The sequence below is a fragment of the Yersinia frederiksenii ATCC 33641 genome, from assembly GCF_000754805.1.
Taxonomy (GTDB): Bacteria; Pseudomonadota; Gammaproteobacteria; order Enterobacterales; family Enterobacteriaceae; genus Yersinia; species Yersinia frederiksenii.
The window spans coordinates 4,590,345-4,613,960 of record NZ_KN150731.1 but is presented as its reverse complement, the minus strand read 5'-3'; the positions used below and the strand labels follow the sequence as shown (position 1 = coordinate 4,613,960).

Sequence of the window (23,616 nt, the reverse complement as noted above, 5' to 3'; positions counted from 1 at the left end):
ACAGTGAGGCTGTTTCATGAAATCGAAAAGATTTGAAGCATTGGCGAAACGCCCGGTTAATCAGGACGGCTTTGTCAAAGAGTGGATCGAGGAAGGCTTTATTGCCATGGAAAGCCCGAATGATCCGAAACCTTCCATCAAGATTGTTAATGGTGTGGTAACCGAGCTGGACGGCAAGCCACAAAGTAATTTCGACCTGATCGACCACTTTATCGCCCGCTACGGTATCAATCTGGAGCATGCGGAAGAAGTGATGAAGATGGACTCCATCAAGCTGGCCAATATGCTGTGTGACCCAAATGTGTCGCGCCGCACCATTGTGCCACTGACCACCGCCATGACACCGGCCAAAATTGTCGAGGTGGTATCCCACATGAACGTGGTGGAAATGATGATGTCGATGCAGAAAATGCGCGCTCGTCGTACCCCATCACAACAAGCCCACGTAACTAACGTGAAAGATAACCCGGTGCAGATTGCCGCTGACGCCGCCGAAGGTGCATTCCGTGGCTTCGATGAGCAAGAAACCACCGTGGCGGTAGCTCGTTACGCCCCTTTCAATGCCATCGCCCTGTTAGTGGGGTCGCAAGTGGGTCGCCCGGGGGTACTGACGCAATGCTCTCTGGAAGAAGCCACTGAACTGAAACTGGGGATGCTAGGCCACACCTGTTACGCCGAAACCATTTCGGTTTATGGCACTGAACCGGTGTTTACCGATGGCGATGACACCCCATGGTCAAAAGGTTTCCTGGCCTCTTCCTATGCATCACGCGGCTTGAAAATGCGCTTTACCTCGGGTTCCGGCTCTGAAGTACAAATGGGTTATGCCGAAGGCAAATCCATGCTGTATCTGGAAGCGCGCTGTATTTACATCACCAAAGCTGCCGGGGTTCAGGGGCTGCAAAACGGCTCAGTTAGCTGTGTCGGTGTGCCATCGGCGGTGCCATCCGGTATTCGCGCTATTTTGGCAGAGAACCTGATCTGTTCAGCACTGGATCTGGAGTGTGCCTCCAGTAACGACCAGACCTTTACCCACTCAGATATGCGCCGTACTGCTCGCCTGCTGATGCAGTTCCTGCCGGGTACTGACTTCATCTCCTCAGGTTATTCCGCGGTGCCGAACTACGACAACATGTTCGCCGGCTCCAACGAAGATGCTGAAGACTTTGACGATTACAACGTGATGCAACGCGACCTGAAAGTCGATGGTGGCCTGCGTCCGGTGTTGGAAGCAGACGTAGTAGCCATTCGTAATAAAGCCGCACGCGCCCTGCAAGCCGTGTTCGCCGGTATGGGCCTGCCACCAATCACTGACGAAGAAGTCATTGCGGCGACCTATGCCCACGGCTCAAAAGATATGCCGGAACGTAACATCGTCGAAGACATCAAGTTCGCGCAGGAGATCATCAGCAAAAACCGCACCGGTCTGGAAGTGGTTAAAGCCTTGGCACAAGGCGGTTTCGAAGATGTGGCGCAAGACATGCTCAACATCCAAAAAGCCAAGATTGCCGGTGACTACCTGCATACCTCGGCGATCATCAAAGGCGACAACCAAGTGTTATCGGCAGTGAATGACGTCAATGACTACGCAGGGCCAGCGACCGGTTACCGGCTGGAAGGTGCACGTTGGGAAGAGATCAAAAATATTCCAAACGCGCTTGATCCGAATGAGCTTGGCTAAGGGGTTCACGAGATGGTCGATATTAACGAAAAACTGTTACGCCAGATTATTGAAGGCGTATTGCAGGAAATGCAGGGAGACCAGAATACCGTCTCCTTTAAGCAAGAGACTCAACCCGCAGCCGCAGTTAACACCACGGCGTCAGGGGATTTTCTCACTGAAGTGGGTGAAGCTCGCCCCGGCACTCATCAGGATGAAGTGATTATTGCGGTTGGCCCGGCATTTGGTTTGTCACAGACCACCAACATCGTTGGAATACCGCATAAAAACATTCTGCGCGAGCTGATTGCTGGTATCGAAGAAGAAGGAATTAAAGCGCGCGTTATCCGCTGCTTTAAATCCTCCGACGTGGCCTTTGTTGCGGTAGAAGGCAACCGCCTGAGTGGCTCCGGAATTTCTATCGGTATCCAATCAAAAGGCACAACGGTTATTCATCAGCAAGGTCTGCCGCCACTTTCCAATCTGGAGTTGTTCCCGCAGGCACCACTGTTGACGCTGGAAACCTACCGTCTGATTGGCAAAAACGCCGCCCGCTATGCCAAACGGGAATCACCACAACCGGTTCCGACCCTGAATGACCAAATGGCTCGGCCAAAATATCAGGCCAAATCAGCGATTCTGCACATTAAAGAAACCAAGTATGTGGTGACTGGCAAGAATCCCCAGGAACTCCGGGTAGCGCTTTAACAAAGGAAAACACAATGAATTCCGAAGCTATTGAATCCATGGTTCGCGATGTGTTGAGCAAGATGAACAGCTTGCAAGGTCAGTCGCCTGCTGCGGCTTGCCCGGCACCGGCGGCCAGTTCGCGCAGTGATGCCAAAGTCTCTGACTATCCGCTGGCAAATAAACACCCTGACTGGGTTAAAACCGCCACCAATAAAACGTTGGATGACCTGACGTTAGCTAACGTGTTGAACGGCAGTGTGACCTCACAGGATTTGCGTATTACACCGGAAATCCTGCGTATTCAGGCCTCTATAGCCAAAGATGCGGGTCGCCCACTGTTGGCAATGAACTTCGAACGTGCGGCAGAGCTGACGGCGGTGCCAGATGACAAGGTGTTGGATATCTATAACGCTCTGCGCCCATTCCGTTCCAGCAAAGATGAATTAAATGCCATCGCTGATGATCTGGAAAAAACGTACAAAGCCACTATTTGCGCCGCTTTTGTGCGCGAAGCTGCCGTTTTGTATGTCCAGCGTAAGAAGCTGAAAGGCGACGATTAATTAATCAGATTATACCCAATAGATGTCAAGTTGCAGGAAGGCGGCACGAGAAATCATCCCCAGTCACTGACTCAAGTCAGTGACTGGGGGATGTAAAGACAGCCAACACATCGGCGAATTGAAAGATAAAGGGTATGGGGTAAGGGAAATGCGTTACATAGCAGGCGTGGACATCGGCAACTCATCAACAGAAGTGGCATTGGCACAATGCGCAGCTGACGGTCAGTTACAGTTTGTTGCCAGCACTCTGACGGAGACCACCGGAGTCAAGGGGACGCAGCGCAACATATTCGGCATCAATAAGGCGCTGAATATGTTAGTGGAAAAGGCCGGTATCACTCTCAGTGATATCAGTCTGATCCGCATCAATGAGGCGACCCCGGTAATTGGTGATGTGGCGATGGAAACCATCACTGAAACCATAATCACTGAATCCACCATGATCGGCCACAACCCGAAAACCCCTGGAGGGCTGGGGCTTGGGGTCGGACTGACCATCACTATTGATGAGCTGGTAACACGTGACCCTGCCCAACCTTACATTCTGGTCGTGCCCGCAGCTGTTGATTTTGCTGATGCCGCTGCGGTGGTCAACGCCGCTAACGGTGCCGGATACCATATTACGGCGATTATCTTGCAGCGGGATGATGGCGTACTGGTCAGCAACCGCCTAAACCATCCACTGCCAATTGTTGATGAGGTGCTGCATATCGACCGCATCCCAATGGGCATGTTGGCGGCAGTTGAAGTTGCCATGCCGGGTCAGGTGATTGAAACCCTCTCTAACCCTTATGGTATTGCCACTGTATTTGAACTCAGTGCCGAAGAAACCAAAAATATTGTTCCGGTCGCGCGCGCCTTGATTGGCACTCGTTCAGCGGTGGTGGTCAAAACGCCTGAAGGGGATGTTAAAGCGCGGGCCATACCGGCCGGTCATCTGGAGCTATTTGCCGAGGGCCGGACTGTCCGCGTGGATGTTGCCAGCGGCAGTGAAGCCATTATGACTGCAGTAAATAGCTTCCGGCATCTGGACAATGTCAGCGGTGAGCCCGGCACCAATATCGGCGGCATGCTTGAGCACGTGCGTCAAACCATGGCAGAACTGACCAACAAACCGACCAATGAAATCTTTATTCAAGACTTGCTAGCGGTTGATACCGCGGTGCCGGTCAATGTCATTGGGGGTCTGGCGGGCGAGTTCTCACTCGAGCAGGCAGTCGGTATCGCCTCCATGGTGAAATCTGATCGTCTGCAAATGGCGCATATTGCCAGTGAAATCGAGAAAACCCTGAATATTGATGTACAGGTCGGGGGGGCGGAAGCCGAAGCGGCGATACTCGGCGCACTGACCACACCAGGAACGCGACGGCCACTCGCCATCCTCGATTTGGGCGCGGGTTCCACCGATGCCTCCATCATCAATGCCCAAGGCCAAATCGTAGCGACCCATTTGGCAGGCGCCGGAGACATGGTCACGATGATCATTGCCTCTGAACTGGATCTTCAAGACCGCTATCTGGCCGAAGACATCAAAAAACACCCATTGGCAAAAGTGGAAAGTTTGTTCCACCTGCGCCATGAAGACGGCAGTGTGCAGTTCTTCCCACAGCCACTGCCGCCCGAGGTTTTTGCCCGGCTGGTGGTCGTCAAACCTGAAGGTCTGGTGCCACTGCCCGGGGATTACGCGCTGGAAAAAGTGCGCAATATCCGCCGTTCGGCGAAAGAACGGGTGTTTGTTACCAATGCACTACGCGCCCTGCGTCAAGTCAGCCCAACCGGCAATATCCGCGATATCCCCTTCGTGGTGCTGGTCGGCGGCTCGTCACTGGACTTTGAAATCCCTCAATTGGTGACCGATGCCCTCTCCCACTACAAGCTGGTGGCGGGGCGCGGCAATATTCGCGCCTGTGAAGGCCCGCGCAATGCAGTGGCAACCGGGCTAATTCTGGCCTATCAGCGGGAGAGTTACTGATGAATTTCACCAATGATGCTCCCGCCATCGTGATAAGCCGGACCTCACAAACACCAGAAGCCATCTGGCATCAGGTATTGCTGGGTATAGAGGAAGAAGGCATTCCCTGGCAATGGCAGCAAGATGATGACGCAGATGCCATACAGCGCGCCTGGCAGGCGGCAACCCGCTCTCCGCTTTTGGTCGGGTTGGCATGTTCTGCCGACGAAGTGGTGGTGCATTACCGTAATTTACCGCCCGCCAACCCGCTGTTCCGGCAGGTGTGGGCACAAGACGAAGACCAATTACGGCGACTCGGTAACAACGCCGCCCGGTTGGTTAAAGGTTTACCGTTTAAGTTTTCACCCTAAAGTCACTCCATAACTCCTAGAAGGATAGAGAAATATGAACAACGCACTCGGACTCGTTGAAACCAAAGGCCTGGTCGCGGCTATCGAAGCGGCTGACGCCATGGTCAAGTCTGCCAACGTACAGCTGGTGGGATACGAAAAAATCGGCTCCGGCTTAGTCACTGTCATGGTTCGCGGCGATGTCGGCGCAGTAAAAGCGGCGGTTGATGCCGGTTCTGCAGCAGCCAGCGCGGTGGGTGAAGTTAAATCCTGCCATGTGATCCCGCGCCCACATAGCGATGTAGAAGCCATTTTACCGACCTCTGCCTAAGGGTAAGAAGAGGAGCACAGCGTGAAAACGTCACTGGGTTTACTTGAAGTTAGCGGTCTAGCGCTGGCGATCGGCGCGGCGGATGCCATGGCAAAAGCGGCATCCGTCAACCTGATCGGGATAGAAAAAACCAACGGTTCCGGCTGGATGTTAATCCGCCTGACCGGTGATGTGGCCTCGGTTCAGGCGGCAATCAGTACCGGTGCCGCCTTTGCCGAACAGCATCATGGCTTGGTCTCGCGCGCGGTGCTGGCCCGTCCGGCAGCCGCTCTGATGGAATATTGGTTGGCTCCTACTGCTGCCGTGGCCGCAGTTGAGGTGATGGCTGTCGAACCGGCAGTAGAAATCCTCTCACTGGTTGAGAAGACGGAAGAAACCGAGACCCAGCCACCGGCTGATATCGCCAGCGATGATGCGTCCGAACAGGCCGCTAGCGTTGACGAACCCACAGTTAGCACCAATGAAAGTGAGACTCAGCCAGCTCTCCGTGTGAGCTGCAATCTCTGCCTCGATCCGGCTTGCCGACGCCATAAAGGTGAGCCTCGCTTTCGCTGTATCCACTTGGGTAAACGAGGAAAAGTCTGATGGAAAAAGCGTTACTGGAGCCCGTTGTCAGTAAGATCCTCGACGAAATGCGTCTTCGTCCGATCCCGCTTGGGGTTTCCAATCGACACCTGCATCTTTCGGTGCAGGACTATCAACAATTATTCCCAGACCAGTTGCTGGTCGAGAAAAAAGCGCTGCTACAACCCGGCCAGTTTGCCGCCGAACAGACGGTAACCTTGGTCGGGCCAAAGGGCAGTCTAAAAAACGTCCGTATTCTTGGGCCGTTACGTAGCCGTAGCCAAGTGGAAATCTCCCGCACCGATGCTCGCACTTTAGGGATCAATGCTCCCCTGCGCATGTCAGGCAACTTGGACAACACCCCGGCTATCCGGCTGGTTAGCCCTTACGGCGAGCTGGAACTGCCTCATGGCGTGATTGTGGCACTGCGACATATTCATATGTCCCCACTGGATGCCCTTATCTATCGGGTAAAACACGGCGACCGGGTACAGGTTGCCATTCAGGGCAGTGGCCGCCGCTTAATCATGGACGATGTTGCTATTCGCGTTTCACCCCAAATGAAACTGGAAATGCATATCGATACTGACGAGGCCAATGCCGCTGGTGCCGACGACCCTGCCGCTTTTGCCACGTTGTTGACGCCACCACGGACAACGCAGCCATGAATCTGACTCAGGCGCAAACCGAACAACTGGTCAGCCAGATTGTCACGCGGTTAGCTGAGCGCGAACGCCGGGTTCACGCCCTGCTGCTGCCTCAGCTGCGCGCCGGGCTTGATCCCGCGGTATTCGTGCAACATGCCAATCTGCACCTGATGCTACCGGATTTGGCATTTATCTGCCGCTTGGCGCAATCCGATACGCGTTGCCCGGCGGTAGCAGCACTGAACGAAGCATGGTCATGGGGAATGAAAGTCCATATCAGCCTGCATTGCCAGTTGCTACCCGCACTGCCCGCTGCTGCATTGCGTCCGTTGCCACTGACATTCAGTGATAGCCGCGGTGTCGCCGTGCGACTCCATGCAGGTAAGGTGCTGAGTTATCGCGATATTGCCACGCTTGGCCCCGGCTGGTTGCTCATTGACCACCACACACTGGTGACACCGCTGGCACAAGACCAGTTGTCAGCCGGTCACATTCAACTGTTAAGGCAGGAGTAAATCATGCAACTGGCCAGAGTGGTAGGTTCCGTGGTCTCAACGCAAAAATCACCAACATTGATTGGGAAAAAACTGCTGTTGGTGCGCCGCGTTGCCGGTGATGGCTCACTGCCACCGGATAGCAAGACGCCGGATGAAGTGGCGGTCGACTCGGTGGGTGCGGGTCAGGGTGAGTTGGTGCTGTTATCAGGAGGGTCCAGTGCCCGGCGGGTCTTTGCCGAGCCGAATGATGCCATCGATCTGGCGATCGTCGCCATCGTCGATGAGTGTTCTTACTGATTGAGCAGGTGATTTTATGAGCATCTATACCAAAACCGGTGATGCAGGAACCACAGCCCTGTTCACTGGTCAACGGGTGAAAAAAAGCCACCCACGGGTAGAAACCTACGGCACCCTTGATGAACTGAATGCTGCGCTGAGTCTGTGTGCCCGTGCGGCACAAGGTGAGGAAAACCTTCAGTTACTCGATGCCGTACAACATCAGCTGTTTTATTTCAGTGCCGAACTGGCCAGCGAAGGGATTGAGGCGCCACCGGTTGGACGCAAAAGTATTCATGAACAAGACATTCATGCACTGGAACAAGCTGTCGACCGCTGTATGGCGCAGTTACCGCCAGTGCACGGTTTTATCTTGCCCGGAAATACCGAAGCCGGCAGCCGTTTGCATTTTGCCCGCACTCTGGCGCGGCGCTGCGAGCGGCGGCTGATTGAACTGGCAGAGCAAGTGCCGGTACGCCCGGTGCTATTGCAGTATCTGAACCGGTTATCTGATTGCCTGTACGCACTGGCTCGTGATGAAGACCAGCGCCAACAACTGCAACAAACCGCTCAAACCGTGGTAGCCCGTTATCTGGCAGCCACTGAGGTATCAGCCATGCAAGCACCCCCGACTGCGGCTGCGCAAACCACACCGCCCACCACTGCCGGACTCGGATTTGCTGATGTCCATCAACTGGTTAAGTTGGCTGTCGATGCCGCCATGAAATTACACGTCGCGGTGGTCGTGGCTCTAGCTGACCGCCACGGCAACATGATTATGACCTACCGTATGCCCGATACCCTGCTAGTGAGCAGTGAACTGGCTCCGAAAAAAGCCTGGACTGCGGTGGCGATGAAAACCGCGACACACCAGCTCAGCCAGGCTATTCAGCCGGGGGCCGACCTATTCCAACTGGAAGCCAGCACCGGCGGCAAAGTGGTGAGTTTTGGTGGTGGCTACCCTCTGTGGCGCAGTGGCCAACTGGTGGGCGGTTTAGGAATTAGCGGCGGTAGCGTCGAACAAGATATGCACATAGCAGAAGCGGCCATATCGGCTTTACATCTGAGGAATGAATAATGAACATTAATAACCTTGAATCTCTCATTCGCACTATCCTCACCGAGCAACTGACGCCCGCAACTACGTCTGCCTCCAGCGCTATTTTTGCCAGCGTGGATGAAGCTGTCAATGCCGCCCATAGCGCATTCTTGCGCTATCAGCAAAGCCCGATGAAAACTCGCAGCGCCATTATCAGTGCTCTCCGTGAGCAACTCAAACCGCAGTTAGCCTCTTTATCTGAACGCGGTGCCAGTGAAACCGGTATGGGGAATAAAGAAGACAAATTCCTGAAAAACAAAGCGGCACTGGAAAACACCCCCGGTATTGAAGACCTGTCCACCACAGCCCTGACCGGTGACGGTGGCATGGTGTTATTTGAATACTCGCCCTTTGGCGTGATTGGTTCCGTCGCCCCCAGCACCAATCCGACGGAAACCATCATCAACAACAGCATCAGCATGCTGGCGGCCGGTAATGCGGTGTATTTCAGCCCACATCCCGGAGCCAAAGCGGTATCACTGGATTTAATTGCCCAAATTGAAGAGATAATCTTCAACAGTTGCGGCATCCGCAACCTGGTAGTGACGGTGAAAGACCCCAGTTTTGAAGCCACTCAACAGATGATGGCGCACGACAAAATTGCCTTGCTAGCCATTACTGGCGGGCCAGCCATTGTTGCCATGGGCATGAAAAGCGGCAAAAAAGTGATTGGTGCCGGAGCCGGTAACCCACCTTGTTTAGTGGACGAAACTGCCGAATTGGTGAAGGCGGCACAGGATATTGTGGCAGGTGCATCCTTCGACAATAACCTGCCCTGCATTGCAGAGAAAAGCCTGATTGTGGTGGAGAGCGTCGCCGACCGCCTATTGCAACAAATGCAGGCTTTCGATGCCTTGCTTATCAGCAACCCACAAGATGTCGACAGCCTGCGCAAAGCTTGCCTGACACCACAGGGCCACGCCAATAAAAATCTGGTCGGCAAGAGCCCAATTGAATTGCTGAAAGCTGCCGGACTCACCTGCCCGGCAAAAGCACCGCGCCTGTTACTGGTTGAAGTGGCCGGTGACGATCCTCTGGTCACCACTGAACAATTGATGCCGCTGTTACCGGTCGTTCGGGTAAAGGACTTTGATGCCGGCCTGACACTGGCACTGCAAGTGGAAGCGGGCCTGCATCATACGGCAACTATGCATTCGCAAAATGTTTCGCGCCTGAATCTGGCAGCGCGTCTATTGCAGACCTCAATCTTTGTCAAAAACGGCCCGTCCTATGCCGGGATTGGCGTCGGTGGCGAAGGTTTTACCACCTTTACTATCGCCACCCCAACCGGAGAGGGCACCACTTCAGCTCGCACCTTTGCGCGCCAACGGCGTTGTGTGCTGACTAACGGTTTTTCTATTCGCTGAGCGAGGACGTATGAAGACTTTTTTCCTGCAAACCCGCATTTATAGCGGGGAAGGCAGCCTCAAAGTGCTGCAACGCTTCCATCAGCGCAAAATCTGGATAATTTGCGATGGCTTTCTGGCGACCTCACCTCTGTTGAATCGCCTAAAAGAAGCCTTGCCCGCTGACAATCACATAAGCCTGTTCAGTGATATCACGCCGGACCCGAATATCGCCACCGTGGTCAAGGGTATCGAGCAAATGCATGCGCTAAGCCCGGATATTGTCATCGGTTTTGGTGGTGGCTCGGCGCTGGATGCGGCCAAAGCGATTGTCTGGTTTAGCCGCCAACAAGGTCTGGAGATAGAAACCTGTATCGCCATCCCGACCACTAGCGGCACTGGCTCGGAAGTCACCAGTGCCTGCGTGATAAGTGACCCGGAAAAAAGTATTAAATATCCCCTATTTGACGATGAGATTTACCCGGATATCGCCATTTTGGATCCGGCGCTGGTGGCAACCGTGCCTCCGGTTATCACCGCCAATACCGGATTGGACGTGCTGACACACGCGCTAGAGGCTTATGTATCGCCGCGCGCCAGTGATTTTACTGATGCACTGGCAGAGAAAGCGGTGCAATTGGTGTTTCGTCATCTGCCCACCGCTTGCCGCAAAGGTGATTGTCTGATTACCCGCGGCAAAATGCACAATGCCTCAACGCTGGCTGGCATGGCATTCAGCCAAGCCGGGCTTGGCATCAATCATGCCATCGCTCACCAGTTAGGGGGGCAATTTCACATTGCCCACGGCTTGGCGAATGCACTGCTGTTAGTGCCGGTCATTCGTTTTAATGCTGCCGACACGCGGGCACGTAAACGTTATGCCCGATTGGCGAAAATATGCCATTTCAGCCCGGTAAAAGGTGATGAACGAGGTGCCGTCAACCAGCTCATTCATCAAATTGAACTGCTGAAACGCCAGTGCGGAATACCGCAACCATTGGCGGCGATGAAAGTGGACGAACGCCAGTTACAGCAACGGATTCCGGACATGATAACCGCCGCACTGGCAGACGTCACACTGCGCACTAATCCACGTCCGGCTGACGGTAATGACATCCGCACAATTATTGAGGCACTTTATGAGTGATATTCAGATGCCTGATAACCCCTTAATGCGCGCTCCCCCCGCTTATGGAGAACTGGCCCAATGTGACGCAGCCACCGTCCAGCAGCGGGTACGTGATGCCGGTGTGGTCGGTGCCGGCGGAGCCGGGTTCCCAACGGCGGTGAAACTTCAGGCGCAAGCAGAGATTTTTCTGGTCAATGCCGCTGAGTGCGAGCCGATGCTGAAAGTGGACCAGCAATTGATCCCGCGCCAGGCCGCGCGGCTGGTACGTGGCGTGCTGTATGGCATGACCGCCACCGGCGCACGAGAAGGTATTATTGCGCTAAAAGCCAAATATACCGAGGCGATTGCGGCACTGACACCTTTGCTGCCTGCACAGATTCGCCTGCATATCTTGCCTGACGTTTACCCCGCTGGTGATGAAGTCATTACTATCTGGCTGGCCACCGGTCGCCGGGTACCGCCTGCGGCTCTGCCCATCAGTATTGGCGTGGTGGTCAATAATGTACAAACCCTGCTCAATGTGGCGCGTGCGGTTGAGCAACAATGGCCGGTCACTCGTCGTACTTTGACAGTCAATGGGGCAGTGGCGCGGCCATTAACCCTAACGGTGCCATTGGGTACACCACTACGGGAAGTCCTGGCGCTAGCTGGCGGCGTCACCATAAATAATCCGGCTTATATCAATGGCGGCCCAATGATGGGCCATGCCCTGCATGACCTTGACCAACCCGTGACTAAAACCACCGGCGGCTTGCTGGTGCTACCGGCTGACCATTTGCTCATCACTCGCCGCGCCCGCAGTGATAAAGATGTGTTAGCCATTGCCCGCACGGTATGTGAACAGTGCCGCATGTGCACCGAGCTGTGCCCACGCCACTTGATCGGCCATGAATTACCGCCGCATTTGCTGGTGCGGGCGATTATCTATCAACAAGTCGCAACCCCAGATATCTTGCTCAGCGCCCTCACCTGCTCAGAATGTGGGGTGTGTGAAAGCTATGCCTGCCCGGTAGATATCTCGCCAATGCGCATTAATCGCCTGCTGAAAACCCAGTTGCGGGCACAAGGTGCTCGTTATCAAGGGGAGCTGCGCGAAGCTGACCCGATGGCCAATTACCGTATGGTGCCGACATCCCGACTGATTGCCCGGTTGGATCTGACTGACTGGTATCAAGCCGCTCCATTTAGCGAGGATACCTATCAGCCACAGCAGGTCATTTTGCCGCTGCGCCAGCATATCGGTGCAGCCACCGAGGCCACTGTCACTGTGGGTGAACGAGTCGCGCAAGGTCAACTGATCGGGCAGATCCCAGATAGTGCTTTGGGTGCGCCATTACACGCCAGTATCAGCGGTGTTATCAGCTCCATCAATAGTCTCACCATCACCATTGACCGGGTTTCTTAAAGAGGAATGGGCATGTCACAAGCCATTGGAATTGTTGAATTAAGCAGTATCGCCAAAGGGATGGAAGTCTGCGATTTGATGCTAAAAAGTGCCAACGTCAACCTGCTGGTAAGCAAAACCCTGTGCCCCGGCAAGTATCTGCTGATGGTGGGAGGTGATATCGGCGCAGTCAGCCAATCAGTACAAAATGGCGAGCGACACAGCGGCCATTTATTAGTCGATAGCATCGTGCTCCCCAACCTTCATCCCTCCGTATTACCGGCCATCAGCGGCTTGAATCCGGTGGAAAACCGTCAAGCGGCAGGCGTTGTCGAAACCTGGAGCGTGGCGGCCTGTATTACCGCAGCCGATCGCGCAGTCAAGGCGGCTAATGTCACTTTGGTGCGTATTCATATGGCGTTTGGCATTGGCGGAAAATGCTACCAAGTGCTCAGTGGTGATATTGCCGATGTGCAAACCGCCGTGGATGTGGCCAGTCAGTGTGCTGGTGAAAAGGGATTATTGGTTTACAGCGCCGTGATCCCACGGCCCCATGAGGCGCTGTGGCGTCAGTTAGTTCAGGAGGCATGATGGAAGCGAACAGCACCCCCGAGCGCGTAATTCAGGAATATGTTCCCGGCAAACAGATAACCCTCGCGCATCTGATAGCCAATCCCAATAAGGCACTTTATAAAAAATTGGGGTTAAACGATGTCAGCAGCGCCATTGGTATTTTGACCATCACCCCCAGTGAAGCCTCGATTATTGCCAGTGATATTGCCACTAAATCCGGCGCAGTTGAGATTGGTTTTATCGACCGTTTTACTGGTGCGGTAGTGTTTACCGGCGATGTTTCTGCGGTGGAGTATGCACTCAAACAGGTGATTCACACTTTGGGCGACATGATGAAGTTTACTGCTTGCCCGATGACTCGGACCTGATGCCATGCAGCGCATCATGTTAATTGGCCCTAGTCAGTGTGGCAAAACCTCGCTGATTCAGCGCTTGCAGGGCGAGGCGCTCAATTACCAGAAAACCCAGTCCATTATCTGGCAGGACAATGCCATCGATACACCGGGTGAGTATCTGGAAAACCGCTGTCTATACAGTGCGTTACTGGCCAGCGCTTGTGAGGCCGATGTGGTCGGATTGGTGCAAAACGCCGATGCCACCCAAAGCTGGTTCGCCCCCCTGTTGGCGCAGGTTTTCAACCGACCGGTAATCGGCATTATCAGCAAAGCCGACACCGCCAGCCACCCTGACCAACTGGCCTGGGCGGCGGATTGCCTGACTCAAGCGGGCGCACCACATATTTTTGTTACCTCGGCGCTCACAGGCGAGGGGTTAACTGACCTTATGACATTTTTGAATCATTCTGGAGAGTCGAATGTCCGGTAAGATTATGGCGATTAACGCCGGCAGTTCTTCGTTGAAATTTCAGCTGTTTTCCATGCTAACTGAGCAGACTGGCCAAGGTAATGAGCAGGTACTGTGTCAGGGATTAATCGAGCGCATCGGCATGGATGATGCGGTGTTTAACCTACGGGTTGGTGATGTGAAATGGCGGGAAACCCTACCAATAGCTGATTGCCGCCAAGGTGCTGAGCACTTGCTTAAGGCGCTTATTGAACACAATATTATTGATTCGCTGGATGAAATCAGTGGCGTCGGCCATCGTGTTGCGCACGGGGGCGAAGCGTTTGCCGATTCCGTGCTGATCACTGCGCAAGTGCTGGATAAAATTGAACAACTTGGCACTCTGGCCCCATTGCATAACCCGGTTAATGCTTTGGGTATCCGCGTGTTTCAACAAGCCCTGCCCCATGCCAGCGCCGTGGCGGTGTTTGATACCGCATTTCACCAAACACTCAGCCAGACCTCTTATCTCTACCCGCTGCCGTGGCGCTACTATGAAGAGCTGGGTATTCGTCGCTACGGCTTCCACGGCACCAGCCATAAATATGTCAGCGCGGTCTGTGCCGAACGGATGGGGCGGCCCTTGGAAGCGTTGCGAATTGTTTCCTGCCACCTAGGTAACGGCTCCAGTATTTGTGCCATTGGTAATGGGCGCTCGGTGAATACCTCCATGGGATTTACCCCGCAGGCGGGTATCATGATGGGTACCCGCAGTGGCGATATTGACCCCTCAATACTGCCTTTTATTCAGCAAACTGAAGGGAAAAGTGCAGCCGAAATTAACCATCTGATCAACAACCAATCCGGTTTATTGGGGATCTCCGGCATCTCGCATGATTACCGCGATGTAGAGCAAGCCGCCAGCAACGGCAACCCTCGTGCGGCTGTTGCTCTTGAGCTATTTGCCGAACGAATTCGTGCTGTAATTGGCAGCTATATTGTGCAACTGGGCGGGATCGATGCACTGATCTTTACCGGCGGAATTGGCGAAAATGCCCGTGTTGCCCGTCAGCAAATATGTCGTGAACTGGCGTTTCTTGGTATTGAACTGGATGAAGAGAAAAACCAAAAAAATCAGTTCTTTATCCAGCAGGATCATGCCCCAGTAAAAATTGCCATCGTCAATACCAATGAAGAATTAATGATTGCCCGCGATGTTCTGCGCGTGGCACTGCATCTGCCGGTACAACCGGCCCTCGCCATACAATGAGAAACAATATGAAACGTGGGAAAGTTTGGCTAGTGGGCGCAGGGCCAGGGGATGCAGCGCTGATTACCGTAAAGGGATTACAAGCCATTCGTCGGGCTCAAGCTCTGGTATATGACCGTTTGGTCTGCGCCGAATTGCTGGCTGAAGCCCCAGATGGCTGTGAAATGATTAATGTGGGCAAAAATCCTAATCACCACTTAGTCCCGCAGCCAGAGATCAATCAGATTCTGGTTGATTGCGCGCAGCGCGGATTAAATGTAGTGCGACTCAAAGGCGGAGATCCTTATGTGTTCGGGCGCGGAGGGGAAGAAGCCGAAGCGCTGGCGCTAGCACATATTCCATTTGAAGTGATACCGGGGATAAGCTCTGCTATCGGCGGGTTGGCCTATGCCGGGATCCCGGTGACTCACCGGGACTATGCTTCCGGTTTTCATGTGATAACCGGCCACTTGCGCCAAGGTAATGAGCCGCAAGATTGGGCAACACTAGCCAAATTGGAAGGTACTCTGGTTATCCTGATGGGGATGACGCAGCTGGCGGCAATTTGCCAACAATTGATCGCTGGGGGAAAAGCGCCAACTACACCTGCCGCGGTGGTGATGTACGCCAGCCATCTGCAGCAGCAAGTCGCTAGCGGCACACTGATCACGCTGGCAGATCAGGTCGCCGCTCAAGGTTTATCGGCCCCTGCTCTGATTGTTATTGGTGAGGTGGTTCGCCTGCGGGAGATACTGGCATTCACACCGGAAGTGTTGTCGCTAAATTCAATTCCCTCGCTTATAGACCCAAAGCAATTGGAATTGTAGGTTGACAGCCCTTAAGGTCATCCCGAATCACTGACTTATGTCATGCCAACGACAAGTCAGTGATTCGGATGACAAATACCGCTAACAACCCTACAGCTTCAAGTACGAAGGGTATGATACTCTGAACACACAAGCTAAATAGGGGTTTAATGTAGCGATGAGTGAGCATGGTGGGAATGTACTGGAAATGGCACTGAAAATCGGGACTGATGCAGCAAACATCATTGATTTCAGTGCCAATATCAATCCGTTGGGAATGCCGGATGCTTTAAAGGTTGCCATTGTTGAGCAGTTAGCACGTGCTGAACACTATCCTGATGTTGAGTATCGCCAATTACACAGCGCACTGGCTCGCGCCCACCATTGCTTGCCGGAAAACATCATGGCGGGTAATGGCGCCACCGAATTAATTTATGCGGTAGTCGAGTATCTGCAACCTCGAACAGCAATGCTGCTGACACCCGGCTTTGCGGAGTACCGCCGCGCCCTCCATCGCATGGGCTGCCAGATTCACGATTATGATATGAGCGAAGCTGACGGCTACCAACCCGATGAGCGTTTACTCACCGTTTTGGAAAAACAGCGCCCTGATTGTCTATTCCTAGCGACGCCAAACAACCCAACCGGCCTGATGCCAGATACTGCGCTATTGCAAGCCATTGTGCAGTGTTGCCATCAACAGCAGATTGCCCTGATTGTCGACGAAGCTTTTATCGACTTTCTGCCAGATGCGCCGGGGCTAACGCCTCAATTAGCTGATTTTCCTCGCTTATATGTATTGCGCTCACTAACCAAGTTTTTTGCTATTCCGGGCCTGCGCTTGGGTTACTTGCTCAGTGGTGATCTAGCGGGTATCCGGCAAATGAAACAGCAGCGCGAGCCTTGGACTATCAATGCATTTGCCGCTCTGGCGGGTGAGATTATTCTCGATGACCAACCTTATATTCAAGCCACTCATCAATGGCTAGCACAGCAACAGAACTGGTTATATCAGGAATTGTGTCAGATAGCGGCATTGCAGGTGTGGCAAGGGACGGCAAACTATATTTTCCTGCGCTGCCTGAGGCCAGAAATTGACCTGCAACAAGCACTATTACAGCACCATATTCTGATCCGCCATTGTGCAAACTACCCCGGTCTGACACGCGACCACTACCGTGTCGCCATTAAAAGTGCTGCGGATAACCAACAGCTCATCACCGCCATGCAGCAGGTTTTTGGCCATGGCTGAAGCCCGTTGCCCGGCCTCCTGTGGCGAGTTGATTCAGGGCTGGATATTAGGTGGCGAGAAGCTGATTTCCTGCCCAGTCAACTGGTTCAGCACCGTATCCGTCAGTAACGGCGTGCCAGGTCAACATGAGCGGCCACGCATGCGCCAAATGCTGGTGGCGGTACTGGCCCATTTCGAGCTGCCCGTGGAGATGGCCCGTGACCTGCACATCAGTTTTGAGTCCACCATTCCAGTGGCAAAAGGGCTAGCCAGCAGTACCGCAGATATTGCCGCCACCGCAATGGCCACCGCGCGTCATTTGGGCGAAACACTTGATGAGGCCGCGCTGGCCGCGCTATGTGTTAGCCTTGAACCCACGGATAGCACCTTATTTCAGCAACTGACCTTATTTGACCACCAAACCGCCGCCACGCAAATTTCTTATGACTGGCAGCCCAAGGTAGATATTCTGCTACTGGAAAGCCCGCATATTCTCAGCACCGAAGATTACCATCGCCGTGATCGCCAGACAGCATTGTTGGCAAGTGCCACTGCTTTGGAACAAGCATGGCAATTATTTGCGCAAGCTGCTGGCCAGCACGATTGCTCCTTGTTAGGTCAAGCCGCCACACTCAGTGCTCGAGCTAGCCAGCACTTGCTAGTCAAACCCGACTTTGCCGCCTTGTTAGAGTTAGTCGAAGAGCTGGATTTATATGGCCTGAATGTAGCCCACAGCGGCAGTGTGGTCGGTTTGCTGTTAAACCGCCAACGGCATGATGTCGAAAAGTTATATTGGCAATTACAGCAACGCGGCATCACGCAAAATTATCCACGCCAACACCTATTAACTATGGTACCCGGTGGAGTGCGATAGCCAGATAGGCAGCTATTCAGTCCTGCGTCATAGTTAAACTATCAAGCCTTAACCAGGTGACAATGTCCATGTTAATAGCATTGTTATTCCCCTTTCGAGTACCATTTTTCTGTAATTCTCATTACCTTGCCCCTCAGAATCATGACCCCAGTCACAAACAGGGAAAGCAGCTATTTTGTCCATGTAAATAGCATTCAAAGATATGGGGAAAATAGCTACCGGAGTATTAGAGTCCATCTACAGGAAATGTAGTACAGATGTAAAATCTGGTTCCTGTTAAATCTTCATTTTTTTAAAAACATAAATAAAACTCATGTAATAAAAACTAAGAATATTGCACTTACACCGCAGGAAATAACGATAACCTCAACCTACACCCGCTCTTGGAGCTTTAGATGAAAAAATTGAGTGTAAAAACCTTACTGGCTGCCAGCCTGCTCAGCATGATGATGTGCTCAGGTAGCGCACTGGCGCAAGAAGTCGAAGTGGTCAATATCTCGAAAATCGCAGGTATGCCGTGGTTTAACCGCATGGGTGAAGGTGTGGAACATGCCGGTAAGGACCTGGGTATCAAAGCCTATCAGGTCGGCCCATCCAGCACCGATGCACCTCAACAAGTTAAAATCATCGAAGATTTAATTGCCAAAAAAGTCAGCGCTATCAGCATTGTACCGAACGACGCCGATGTGCTGGAGCCGGTATTCAAGAAAGCCCGTGAGGCCGGTATCGTGGTGTTAACCAACGAATCACCGGGACAGCCAAGCGCCAACTGGGATATCGAAATCATTGATAACGCCAAATTCGCCGCAGATAACGTTGAAGAGATGGCGAAAGCTATGGGCGGCAAAGGTGGTTATGTCATTTATGTTGGTAGCCTGACCGTGCCACAACATAATCTGTGGGCAGATTTGTTCGTTAAATATCAGAAAGAACACTATCCAGACATGTTTGAAGTGACCAGCCGTATGCCTGTTGCTGAGAGCATTGATGATTCACGCCGCACCACACTGGACTTGATGAAGGCACACAGTGACTTGAAAGGCATTGTTGCTTTCGGTTCACAAGGCCCGATTGGTGCCGGTCGTGCTGTGAAAGAAAAACGGGCGAAAAACAACGTGCATGTGTTCGGCATGATGATTCCATCTCAAGCCGCTTCACTGGTTAAAAGTGGTGATATCGCTATGGGCGTCACCTATGACCCAGGCTCTGCCGGTTATGCGTTGACAGCCGTGGCTGACAAAGTACTGAAAGGTGAAAAGATCGAGACCGGTATGGAAATTCCGGGAGTAGGCAAAGCGGAAGTTGATCAGGATAAGCGTCTGATTCAGTTCCACAATGTGCTGCGGGTTACCAAAGATAACGTCGATTCGCTGTATTGATTCTTTGTGTTATCGCAGAGCCGGGGATTGTCTCCGGCTCTGCCATTAATAGCCAACAGAATCAAGAGGATGTATGTATGCAGCCATTCATTACCCTGGAAAATATCAGTAAAACTTTTTATGGCGTCAAGGCGCTAAATAAGGTCGCTATGACTCTGCTACCGGGTGAGGTTCATTGCCTTGCAGGGCAGAACGGTTGTGGTAAATCGACACTGATCAAGATTATTTCTGGCGTCTATCAACCCGATATAGATGCCGCGATGACTATTGATAGCAAAACCTATTCGACCCTGACACCAATTGAGTCCGTTCGTCTGGGGATTCAGGTTATTTATCAAGATTTGTCATTATTCCCAAACCTGACGGTGGCTGAGAATATCGCCATGAACCATTATCACCATCATTTATGGGTGAATAAACGCCAGATGCGGGAGACAGCCGAGCACGTCATCAATAGCATTGATGCCCATCTTGATCTGGATGAATTGGTTGAGAATTTACCTATTGCCCAAAAACAGTTGGTCGCCATTTGCCGCGCTCTGGCGCAAGATGCCCGCCTGATTATTATGGATGAACCTACCGCCTCGCTAACCCGCCAAGAAGTTAATGGCTTATTGCGAGTGGTGCACGAACTAAAATCACGCAATATCTGCGTGGTATTTGTCAGTCACCGGTTAAGTGAGGTATTAGAGATTTCAGACCGTATCACTGTGCTGAAAGATGGTGATTGGGTCGGTACCTATCCTGCAGCTGAGGTAGATAACGCGCGGCTGGCTTGGTTGATGACCGGTATGAAATTTGATTTTCAGGTACTGCCTCCCTATAGCGCTGCCCGCCCGCCGGTACTGGCTGTGGAAGAGCTTTCCCGCAGCAATGAATACCACAATATTTCACTGACTTTGCACCCCGGCGAAATTGTTTCGTTGGTGGGGTTGCTGGGTTCTGGCCGCACCGAACTGTGCCTCAGCCTATTCGGTTTAACCACGCCGGAGTCGGGTACCATTCGTATTAATGATAAACCGATGATTTTTGCCAGTAACCGTGATGCTATTGCGGCCGGTGTCGGCTATGTCTCGGAAGACCGAATGAGCACTGGGCTGATTATGGAACAATCCATTCGCGACAATATCAGCGCCACCGTTTTGCATCGGCTGAAAAATGCTGTCCACCTAATGCGCTCTGAGCGGGTCGACACCTTGGTGGAAGATATGGTCAAACACCTGTCGATCAAAATCGGTAACAGTGACTTGCCGGTCAATACGTTATCCGGCGGTAATGCACAGCGTATTGCCATTGCCAAATGGCTGGCGACCGAGCCACAAATACTGATCCTCGACTCTCCGACCGTCGGGGTCGATATCGCTAACAAAGCCGGTATTTATAATATTATCAATGCACTGGCTGCACGAGGGATCGCGGTATTGATGGTTTGTGATGAAATTGATGAAGCTTACTTTAACAGCCACCGTATTTTAGTCATGCGGTCCGGGCAGCTTGTGCAGGAGTTTTTGCCAGGTAACAGCAGCGAAGCAGCCATTGCGGAGGTAGTAAATGGCTAACCCCCATGCAGTTAATAAACCTGATGTGACTAAATCAGCTCTATTTAATAAAGAACAACTGAAACGCCATGAAGTGATGTTGGCTTTCACTATATTGATTATTTCGACTTATCTTGCTTTCACCAGCCCGGATTTTCTGACGCTCGCCAATATTTATGATTTGATAAATAACTATGCCATGTTGACCATTCTGGCTTGCGGGTTATTTATCGTATTGATTTCTGGCGGTATTGATATTTCATTCCCGGCCATGACCATTATTTCTCAATATGTCATGGTGACCTTAATTGTGAAGTTTGGTGGTAATTTCCCGGTGGCTTTCGCGTTAGCGGGAGGGATTGGCTTATTATTGGGGCTGATAAATGCGCTGTTGGTTAACCGCCTGCGCGTACCATCCATCATTATTACTATTTCTACGCTGAATATATTCTATGGATTATTGCTGTATCTCAGCCGAGGCGTCTGGCTGTATACCTATCCAGAATGGTTTGAGCATGGGCCAATGTTATTCTCGTTCACCGCGGCGGATGGCTATGACTATGGCCTCTCATTACCTATTCTGACGCTATTGACCACCATTATTGTCACTGCCCTATTGATGACTCGTACCAGCATTGGCCGCCAAATTTATGCACTGGGTGGCAATCAGGAAGCGGCATCACGTATGGGTTTCAGCATTCTCAAACTGCAACTGTTTGTCTATGGTTATATGGGCTTTTTGTCCGGTATTGCCGGTGTGGTGCAGTCCTATACCGTATTGACGGTAGCACCTGATTCACTGCTCGGTTATGAGCTAACAGTGCTGGCAGCCGTCGTTCTGGGGGGAACCAGCATTGTCGGCGGGCGTGGCACCCTAACCGGGACCTTGTTAGGGGTGATTTTACTGGCAATATTGCAAAATGGTTTGAATTTACTGGGTATTTCGTCGTACTGGCATACCGTGGTTATCGGTTTGGTCATTGTCATCAGCATCAGTGTGACGGCCTGGGGCCAACGTCATAAGGTAGGGATATAACCATGTCGAAAACAACTCAACGTGATCATACCGAACGCTGGCTGGTAGCACTGTTGGTGCTGGTTGGGGTGGTATTCAGTGTGCTAATTCCGCAGGTTTTTTGGTCTGCAGCTAACTTCCAGTCCATTGCATCACAAATCCCAGTGGCTGGGGTATTAACACTGGCAATGGCTATCACCATGCTAACCGGCGGGATTAACTTATCCATTATTGCCACTGCCAATGCCAGTGCACTGGTCATGGCCTGGGTTTGCACCCATCTGGAGCCAACCTTCAGTTCAATGATTTTGATGCTGTTAGCCGGGGCATCAATCGCCTTAGTGGTCGGGCTGATTAATGGGATACTTATCTCGATTGTCCGGGTATCTCCTATTCTGGCAACTCTGGGCATCATGACCTTGCTCAAAGGTGTGAATGTGCTTATCTCCAAAGGCTCGGCTATTTCTAACTTTCCGAATTATGTACTGGCGCTGGATCGCAGCTATTTTCTCGGTGTCCCAGTGCCGCTCTACCTGTTTATCGTTGTGGCGGCGATTATCTGGCTAATACTGGCTAAAACCCCTTTGGGCCGCCAGATCTATTTGTCTGGATCCAATGAAAAAGCCACCTTTTTCTCCGGAATTAACACTCGCCGCACGCTAATTTGGGTGTATGTGATTTCATCACTGCTGTGCGCCGTTGCTGCGTTGTTGATGATGTCAAAACTGAACTCGGCTAAAGCATCTTACGGTGAGTCACTGTTGCTTATCACTATTTTGGCCACGGTATTAGGTGGCGTGAATCCGGATGGCGGGTTTGGTAAGATTTTCGGCATTGTGCTGGCGCTGTTCTTACTGCAAATGCTAGAGAGCGGGCTGAATATTATGGGGGTTAGTAGCTATATCACCATGGCCTTGTGGGGCTCGTTGCTGCTGGCCTTTATCTTTATTAAAGGGGTTAATATTCCGGCACTGCGTTTCTTGCGACCAGACAAACCATCAAATTAAACACTATTTTAAGCAACAAAAAAGGCTGGTAATCAATACCAGCCTTTTCGTTTAACGCGAGTGAAATTACTTCACTTCACCCATCGCTTTCAGTTTTTTCGACAGCTCACGACGTTCTTTAGACAGATCAGCATTTTTGATGGTGTATTCATCAACACGATCTTCGTAAGCGGTACGCATATCAGCGATAATGGCCTGAATTTCTTCAATGCTCATGCCTGGCTTGATGTAATCACTCAGGTTATCGAGCAACAGAACGCGTTTTTGGTTATCACGGATTTTCTTTTCGTTATCAACGATTTCACGCTGCAACTTGTTTTTGCGACGAAACATACGCACAAACTCCAAAACGTCCTGGAAAGTCGGCTTAATTGCATTATCCATTTTTACACCTTCACTTAAGTTTTACACAAATTCAATTGCTGGTGACCAGACTCAATAGGCTTATCTTACCTGCTTTACTCGCCAGACAGAAATTTCATCTGCCTTAAATCTCAATTGATCATCTGATCAGGAGCATATCAGCCAGATAGTCTACTTCCTCAAGCTGTTTGGTCAACGCCATACTCAAACAAGCATAGCTATAAATCGGTGTTTCTATTTGCTGTTCTTCTATGATGGCGCCCATATTTAGAGATAAAAAAATGAAGGTTTCTTCATCCAGAAACCCTCTCTAT

General features: G+C 52.0%; 26 protein-coding genes. 25 read left to right on the top strand and 1 reads right to left on the bottom strand.

Translation table 11 applies throughout. The features are described 5' to 3' along the window. The first annotated feature begins 16 nt into the window (after positions 1–16). The 25 genes from pduC (at position 17) to DJ58_RS01680 (ending at position 22,939) form a co-directional block, all read left to right on the top strand. Complete coding sequence (gene pduC / locus DJ58_RS01560) at positions 17–1,681, top strand: propanediol dehydratase large subunit PduC (protein WP_004710245.1); 1,665 nt, start codon at positions 17–19, stop codon at positions 1,679–1,681. Positions 1,682–1,693: 12 nt separating this feature from the next. Continuing rightward, positions 1,694–2,368: a propanediol/glycerol family dehydratase medium subunit gene (locus DJ58_RS01565; RefSeq protein WP_004710243.1), complete on the top strand. Its 675-nt coding sequence runs from the start codon at positions 1,694–1,696 to the stop codon at positions 2,366–2,368. 14 nt (positions 2,369–2,382) lie between these two features. Next, the gene (pduE, locus tag DJ58_RS01570; RefSeq protein WP_004710241.1) at positions 2,383–2,910 is read left to right on the top strand and encodes a propanediol dehydratase small subunit PduE; all 528 of its coding nucleotides are present in this window, start codon (positions 2,383–2,385) and stop codon (positions 2,908–2,910) included. Positions 2,911–3,058: 148 nt separating this feature from the next. After that, positions 3,059–4,882 (top strand): diol dehydratase reactivase subunit alpha, encoded by a 1,824-nt coding sequence (locus tag DJ58_RS01575; RefSeq protein WP_032911403.1) that lies wholly within the window; start codon positions 3,059–3,061, stop codon positions 4,880–4,882. Further along, entirely contained in the window at positions 4,882–5,232 is a 351-nt protein-coding gene (locus DJ58_RS01580; protein ID WP_032911401.1) for a glycerol dehydratase reactivase beta/small subunit family protein, read from the top strand. Before DJ58_RS01575 ends, DJ58_RS01580 begins: the two co-directional genes overlap by 1 nt. Positions 5,233–5,266: 34 nt before the next feature. Beyond that, the gene (gene pduJ, locus DJ58_RS01585; RefSeq protein WP_004090424.1) at positions 5,267–5,542 is read left to right on the top strand and encodes a propanediol utilization microcompartment protein PduJ; all 276 of its coding nucleotides are present in this window, start codon (positions 5,267–5,269) and stop codon (positions 5,540–5,542) included. A 21-nt stretch (positions 5,543–5,563) separates the two neighbouring features. Then, a complete protein-coding gene (locus DJ58_RS01590; RefSeq protein WP_032911400.1) occupies positions 5,564–6,127 on the top strand; it encodes a BMC domain-containing protein in 564 nt (187 codons plus the stop codon). Beyond that, entirely contained in the window at positions 6,127–6,774 is a 648-nt protein-coding gene (locus DJ58_RS01595; RefSeq protein WP_004710237.1) for a phosphate propanoyltransferase, read from the top strand. Before DJ58_RS01590 ends, DJ58_RS01595 begins: the two co-directional genes overlap by 1 nt. Then, entirely contained in the window at positions 6,771–7,268 is a 498-nt protein-coding gene (pduM, locus tag DJ58_RS01600; RefSeq protein ID WP_032911398.1) for a microcompartment protein PduM, read from the top strand. The genes DJ58_RS01595 and pduM overlap by 4 nt, the downstream gene beginning before the upstream one ends. A gap of 3 nt (positions 7,269–7,271) precedes the next feature. Then, positions 7,272–7,547 carry a EutN/CcmL family microcompartment protein gene (locus DJ58_RS01605; RefSeq protein WP_004710233.1) on the top strand — a complete coding sequence of 92 codons (276 nt, stop codon included), beginning with the start codon at positions 7,272–7,274 and terminating at the stop codon, positions 7,545–7,547. 16 nt (positions 7,548–7,563) lie between these two features. Beyond that, the gene (locus DJ58_RS01610; protein ID WP_004710231.1) at positions 7,564–8,604 is read left to right on the top strand and encodes a cob(I)yrinic acid a,c-diamide adenosyltransferase; all 1,041 of its coding nucleotides are present in this window, start codon (positions 7,564–7,566) and stop codon (positions 8,602–8,604) included. After that, complete coding sequence (locus DJ58_RS01615) at positions 8,604–9,992, top strand: aldehyde dehydrogenase family protein (protein ID WP_032913283.1); 1,389 nt, start codon at positions 8,604–8,606, stop codon at positions 9,990–9,992. Before DJ58_RS01610 ends, DJ58_RS01615 begins: the two co-directional genes overlap by 1 nt. A 10-nt stretch (positions 9,993–10,002) precedes the next feature. Then, positions 10,003–11,118 (top strand): 1-propanol dehydrogenase PduQ, encoded by a 1,116-nt coding sequence (locus DJ58_RS01620; RefSeq protein ID WP_004711164.1) that lies wholly within the window; start codon positions 10,003–10,005, stop codon positions 11,116–11,118. Beyond that, positions 11,111–12,505, top strand: a complete 1,395-nt coding sequence (locus DJ58_RS01625; protein WP_032911606.1) for a 4Fe-4S dicluster domain-containing protein — start codon at positions 11,111–11,113, stop codon at positions 12,503–12,505. The genes DJ58_RS01620 and DJ58_RS01625 overlap by 8 nt, the downstream gene beginning before the upstream one ends. A gap of 12 nt (positions 12,506–12,517) precedes the next feature. Then, positions 12,518–13,075 (top strand): BMC domain-containing protein, encoded by a 558-nt coding sequence (locus DJ58_RS01630; protein WP_032911605.1) that lies wholly within the window; start codon positions 12,518–12,520, stop codon positions 13,073–13,075. Then, a complete protein-coding gene (pduU, locus tag DJ58_RS01635) occupies positions 13,075–13,425 on the top strand; it encodes a propanediol utilization microcompartment protein PduU (RefSeq protein ID WP_005157716.1) in 351 nt (116 codons plus the stop codon). The genes DJ58_RS01630 and pduU overlap by 1 nt, the downstream gene beginning before the upstream one ends. A 4-nt stretch (positions 13,426–13,429) precedes the next feature. Beyond that, entirely contained in the window at positions 13,430–13,882 is a 453-nt protein-coding gene (locus tag DJ58_RS01640) for a EutP/PduV family microcompartment system protein (protein WP_004711158.1), read from the top strand. Next, positions 13,872–15,110: an acetate/propionate family kinase gene (locus DJ58_RS01645; RefSeq protein WP_032911604.1), complete on the top strand. Its 1,239-nt coding sequence runs from the start codon at positions 13,872–13,874 to the stop codon at positions 15,108–15,110. The genes DJ58_RS01640 and DJ58_RS01645 overlap by 11 nt, the downstream gene beginning before the upstream one ends. Positions 15,111–15,118: 8 nt before the next feature. Continuing rightward, positions 15,119–15,916, top strand: a complete 798-nt coding sequence (cobA, locus tag DJ58_RS01650; protein ID WP_004711153.1) for a uroporphyrinogen-III C-methyltransferase — start codon at positions 15,119–15,121, stop codon at positions 15,914–15,916. A 157-nt stretch (positions 15,917–16,073) separates the two neighbouring features. Then, on the top strand, positions 16,074–17,147 hold the full coding sequence (gene cobD, locus DJ58_RS01655; protein ID WP_004711152.1) for a threonine-phosphate decarboxylase CobD: 1,074 nt from the start codon (positions 16,074–16,076) through the stop codon (positions 17,145–17,147). Then, complete coding sequence (locus DJ58_RS01660) at positions 17,140–18,000, top strand: GHMP family kinase ATP-binding protein (protein ID WP_032911603.1); 861 nt, start codon at positions 17,140–17,142, stop codon at positions 17,998–18,000. Before cobD ends, DJ58_RS01660 begins: the two co-directional genes overlap by 8 nt. 443 nt (positions 18,001–18,443) lie before the next feature. Beyond that, positions 18,444–19,379, top strand: coding sequence for an autoinducer 2 ABC transporter substrate-binding protein (locus tag DJ58_RS01665; RefSeq protein ID WP_226977672.1), 936 nt, complete (start codon positions 18,444–18,446; stop codon positions 19,377–19,379). A 77-nt stretch (positions 19,380–19,456) separates the two neighbouring features. Then, positions 19,457–20,938, top strand: coding sequence for a sugar ABC transporter ATP-binding protein (locus DJ58_RS01670; protein WP_004711147.1), 1,482 nt, complete (start codon positions 19,457–19,459; stop codon positions 20,936–20,938). Further along, positions 20,931–21,953, top strand: coding sequence for an ABC transporter permease (locus DJ58_RS01675; protein ID WP_080544659.1), 1,023 nt, complete (start codon positions 20,931–20,933; stop codon positions 21,951–21,953). Before DJ58_RS01670 ends, DJ58_RS01675 begins: the two co-directional genes overlap by 8 nt. A gap of 2 nt (positions 21,954–21,955) precedes the next feature. After that, positions 21,956–22,939 (top strand): ABC transporter permease, encoded by a 984-nt coding sequence (locus tag DJ58_RS01680; RefSeq protein WP_004711144.1) that lies wholly within the window; start codon positions 21,956–21,958, stop codon positions 22,937–22,939. Positions 22,940–23,005: 66 nt separating this feature from the next. On the opposite strand, the gene tmaR is transcribed toward DJ58_RS01680, so the two are convergent. After that, positions 23,006–23,323 (bottom strand): PTS system regulator TmaR, encoded by a 318-nt coding sequence (tmaR, locus tag DJ58_RS01685; protein ID WP_004711143.1) that lies wholly within the window; start codon positions 23,321–23,323, stop codon positions 23,006–23,008. Positions 23,324–23,616: the final 293 nt, after the last annotated feature.

What these genes read in the sequence shown, in the direction of transcription:
- DJ58_RS01670 (WP_004711147.1), top strand. Translation starts at nt 19,457, where the DNA reads ATGCAGCCATTCATTACCCTGGAAAATATCAGTAAAACTTTTTATGGC.
- DJ58_RS01645 (WP_032911604.1), top strand. Translation starts at nt 13,872, where the DNA reads ATGTCCGGTAAGATTATGGCGATTAACGCCGGCAGTTCTTCGTTGAAA.
- DJ58_RS01620 (WP_004711164.1), top strand. Translation starts at nt 10,003, where the DNA reads ATGAAGACTTTTTTCCTGCAAACCCGCATTTATAGCGGGGAAGGCAGC.
- DJ58_RS01675 (WP_080544659.1), top strand. Translation starts at nt 20,931, where the DNA reads ATGGCTAACCCCCATGCAGTTAATAAACCTGATGTGACTAAATCAGCT.
- DJ58_RS01565 (WP_004710243.1), top strand. Translation starts at nt 1,694, where the DNA reads ATGGTCGATATTAACGAAAAACTGTTACGCCAGATTATTGAAGGCGTA.
- DJ58_RS01660 (WP_032911603.1), top strand. Translation starts at nt 17,140, where the DNA reads ATGGCTGAAGCCCGTTGCCCGGCCTCCTGTGGCGAGTTGATTCAGGGC.
- pduE (WP_004710241.1), top strand. Translation starts at nt 2,383, where the DNA reads ATGAATTCCGAAGCTATTGAATCCATGGTTCGCGATGTGTTGAGCAAG.
- DJ58_RS01575 (WP_032911403.1), top strand. Translation starts at nt 3,059, where the DNA reads ATGCGTTACATAGCAGGCGTGGACATCGGCAACTCATCAACAGAAGTG.
- DJ58_RS01610 (WP_004710231.1), top strand. Translation starts at nt 7,564, where the DNA reads ATGAGCATCTATACCAAAACCGGTGATGCAGGAACCACAGCCCTGTTC.
- cobD (WP_004711152.1), top strand. Translation starts at nt 16,074, where the DNA reads ATGAGTGAGCATGGTGGGAATGTACTGGAAATGGCACTGAAAATCGGG.
- DJ58_RS01605 (WP_004710233.1), top strand. Translation starts at nt 7,272, where the DNA reads ATGCAACTGGCCAGAGTGGTAGGTTCCGTGGTCTCAACGCAAAAATCA.
- pduJ (WP_004090424.1), top strand. Translation starts at nt 5,267, where the DNA reads ATGAACAACGCACTCGGACTCGTTGAAACCAAAGGCCTGGTCGCGGCT.
- pduM (WP_032911398.1), top strand. Translation starts at nt 6,771, where the DNA reads ATGAATCTGACTCAGGCGCAAACCGAACAACTGGTCAGCCAGATTGTC.
- DJ58_RS01625 (WP_032911606.1), top strand. Translation starts at nt 11,111, where the DNA reads ATGAGTGATATTCAGATGCCTGATAACCCCTTAATGCGCGCTCCCCCC.
- DJ58_RS01580 (WP_032911401.1), top strand. Translation starts at nt 4,882, where the DNA reads ATGAATTTCACCAATGATGCTCCCGCCATCGTGATAAGCCGGACCTCA.
- DJ58_RS01680 (WP_004711144.1), top strand. Translation starts at nt 21,956, where the DNA reads ATGTCGAAAACAACTCAACGTGATCATACCGAACGCTGGCTGGTAGCA.
- DJ58_RS01630 (WP_032911605.1), top strand. Translation starts at nt 12,518, where the DNA reads ATGTCACAAGCCATTGGAATTGTTGAATTAAGCAGTATCGCCAAAGGG.
- tmaR (WP_004711143.1), bottom strand. Translation starts at nt 23,323, where the DNA reads ATGGATAATGCAATTAAGCCGACTTTCCAGGACGTTTTGGAGTTTGTG.
- DJ58_RS01595 (WP_004710237.1), top strand. Translation starts at nt 6,127, where the DNA reads ATGGAAAAAGCGTTACTGGAGCCCGTTGTCAGTAAGATCCTCGACGAA.
- DJ58_RS01615 (WP_032913283.1), top strand. Translation starts at nt 8,604, where the DNA reads ATGAACATTAATAACCTTGAATCTCTCATTCGCACTATCCTCACCGAG.
- DJ58_RS01665 (WP_226977672.1), top strand. Translation starts at nt 18,444, where the DNA reads ATGATGATGTGCTCAGGTAGCGCACTGGCGCAAGAAGTCGAAGTGGTC.
- cobA (WP_004711153.1), top strand. Translation starts at nt 15,119, where the DNA reads ATGAAACGTGGGAAAGTTTGGCTAGTGGGCGCAGGGCCAGGGGATGCA.
- pduC (WP_004710245.1), top strand. Translation starts at nt 17, where the DNA reads ATGAAATCGAAAAGATTTGAAGCATTGGCGAAACGCCCGGTTAATCAG.
- DJ58_RS01640 (WP_004711158.1), top strand. Translation starts at nt 13,430, where the DNA reads ATGCAGCGCATCATGTTAATTGGCCCTAGTCAGTGTGGCAAAACCTCG.
- pduU (WP_005157716.1), top strand. Translation starts at nt 13,075, where the DNA reads ATGGAAGCGAACAGCACCCCCGAGCGCGTAATTCAGGAATATGTTCCC.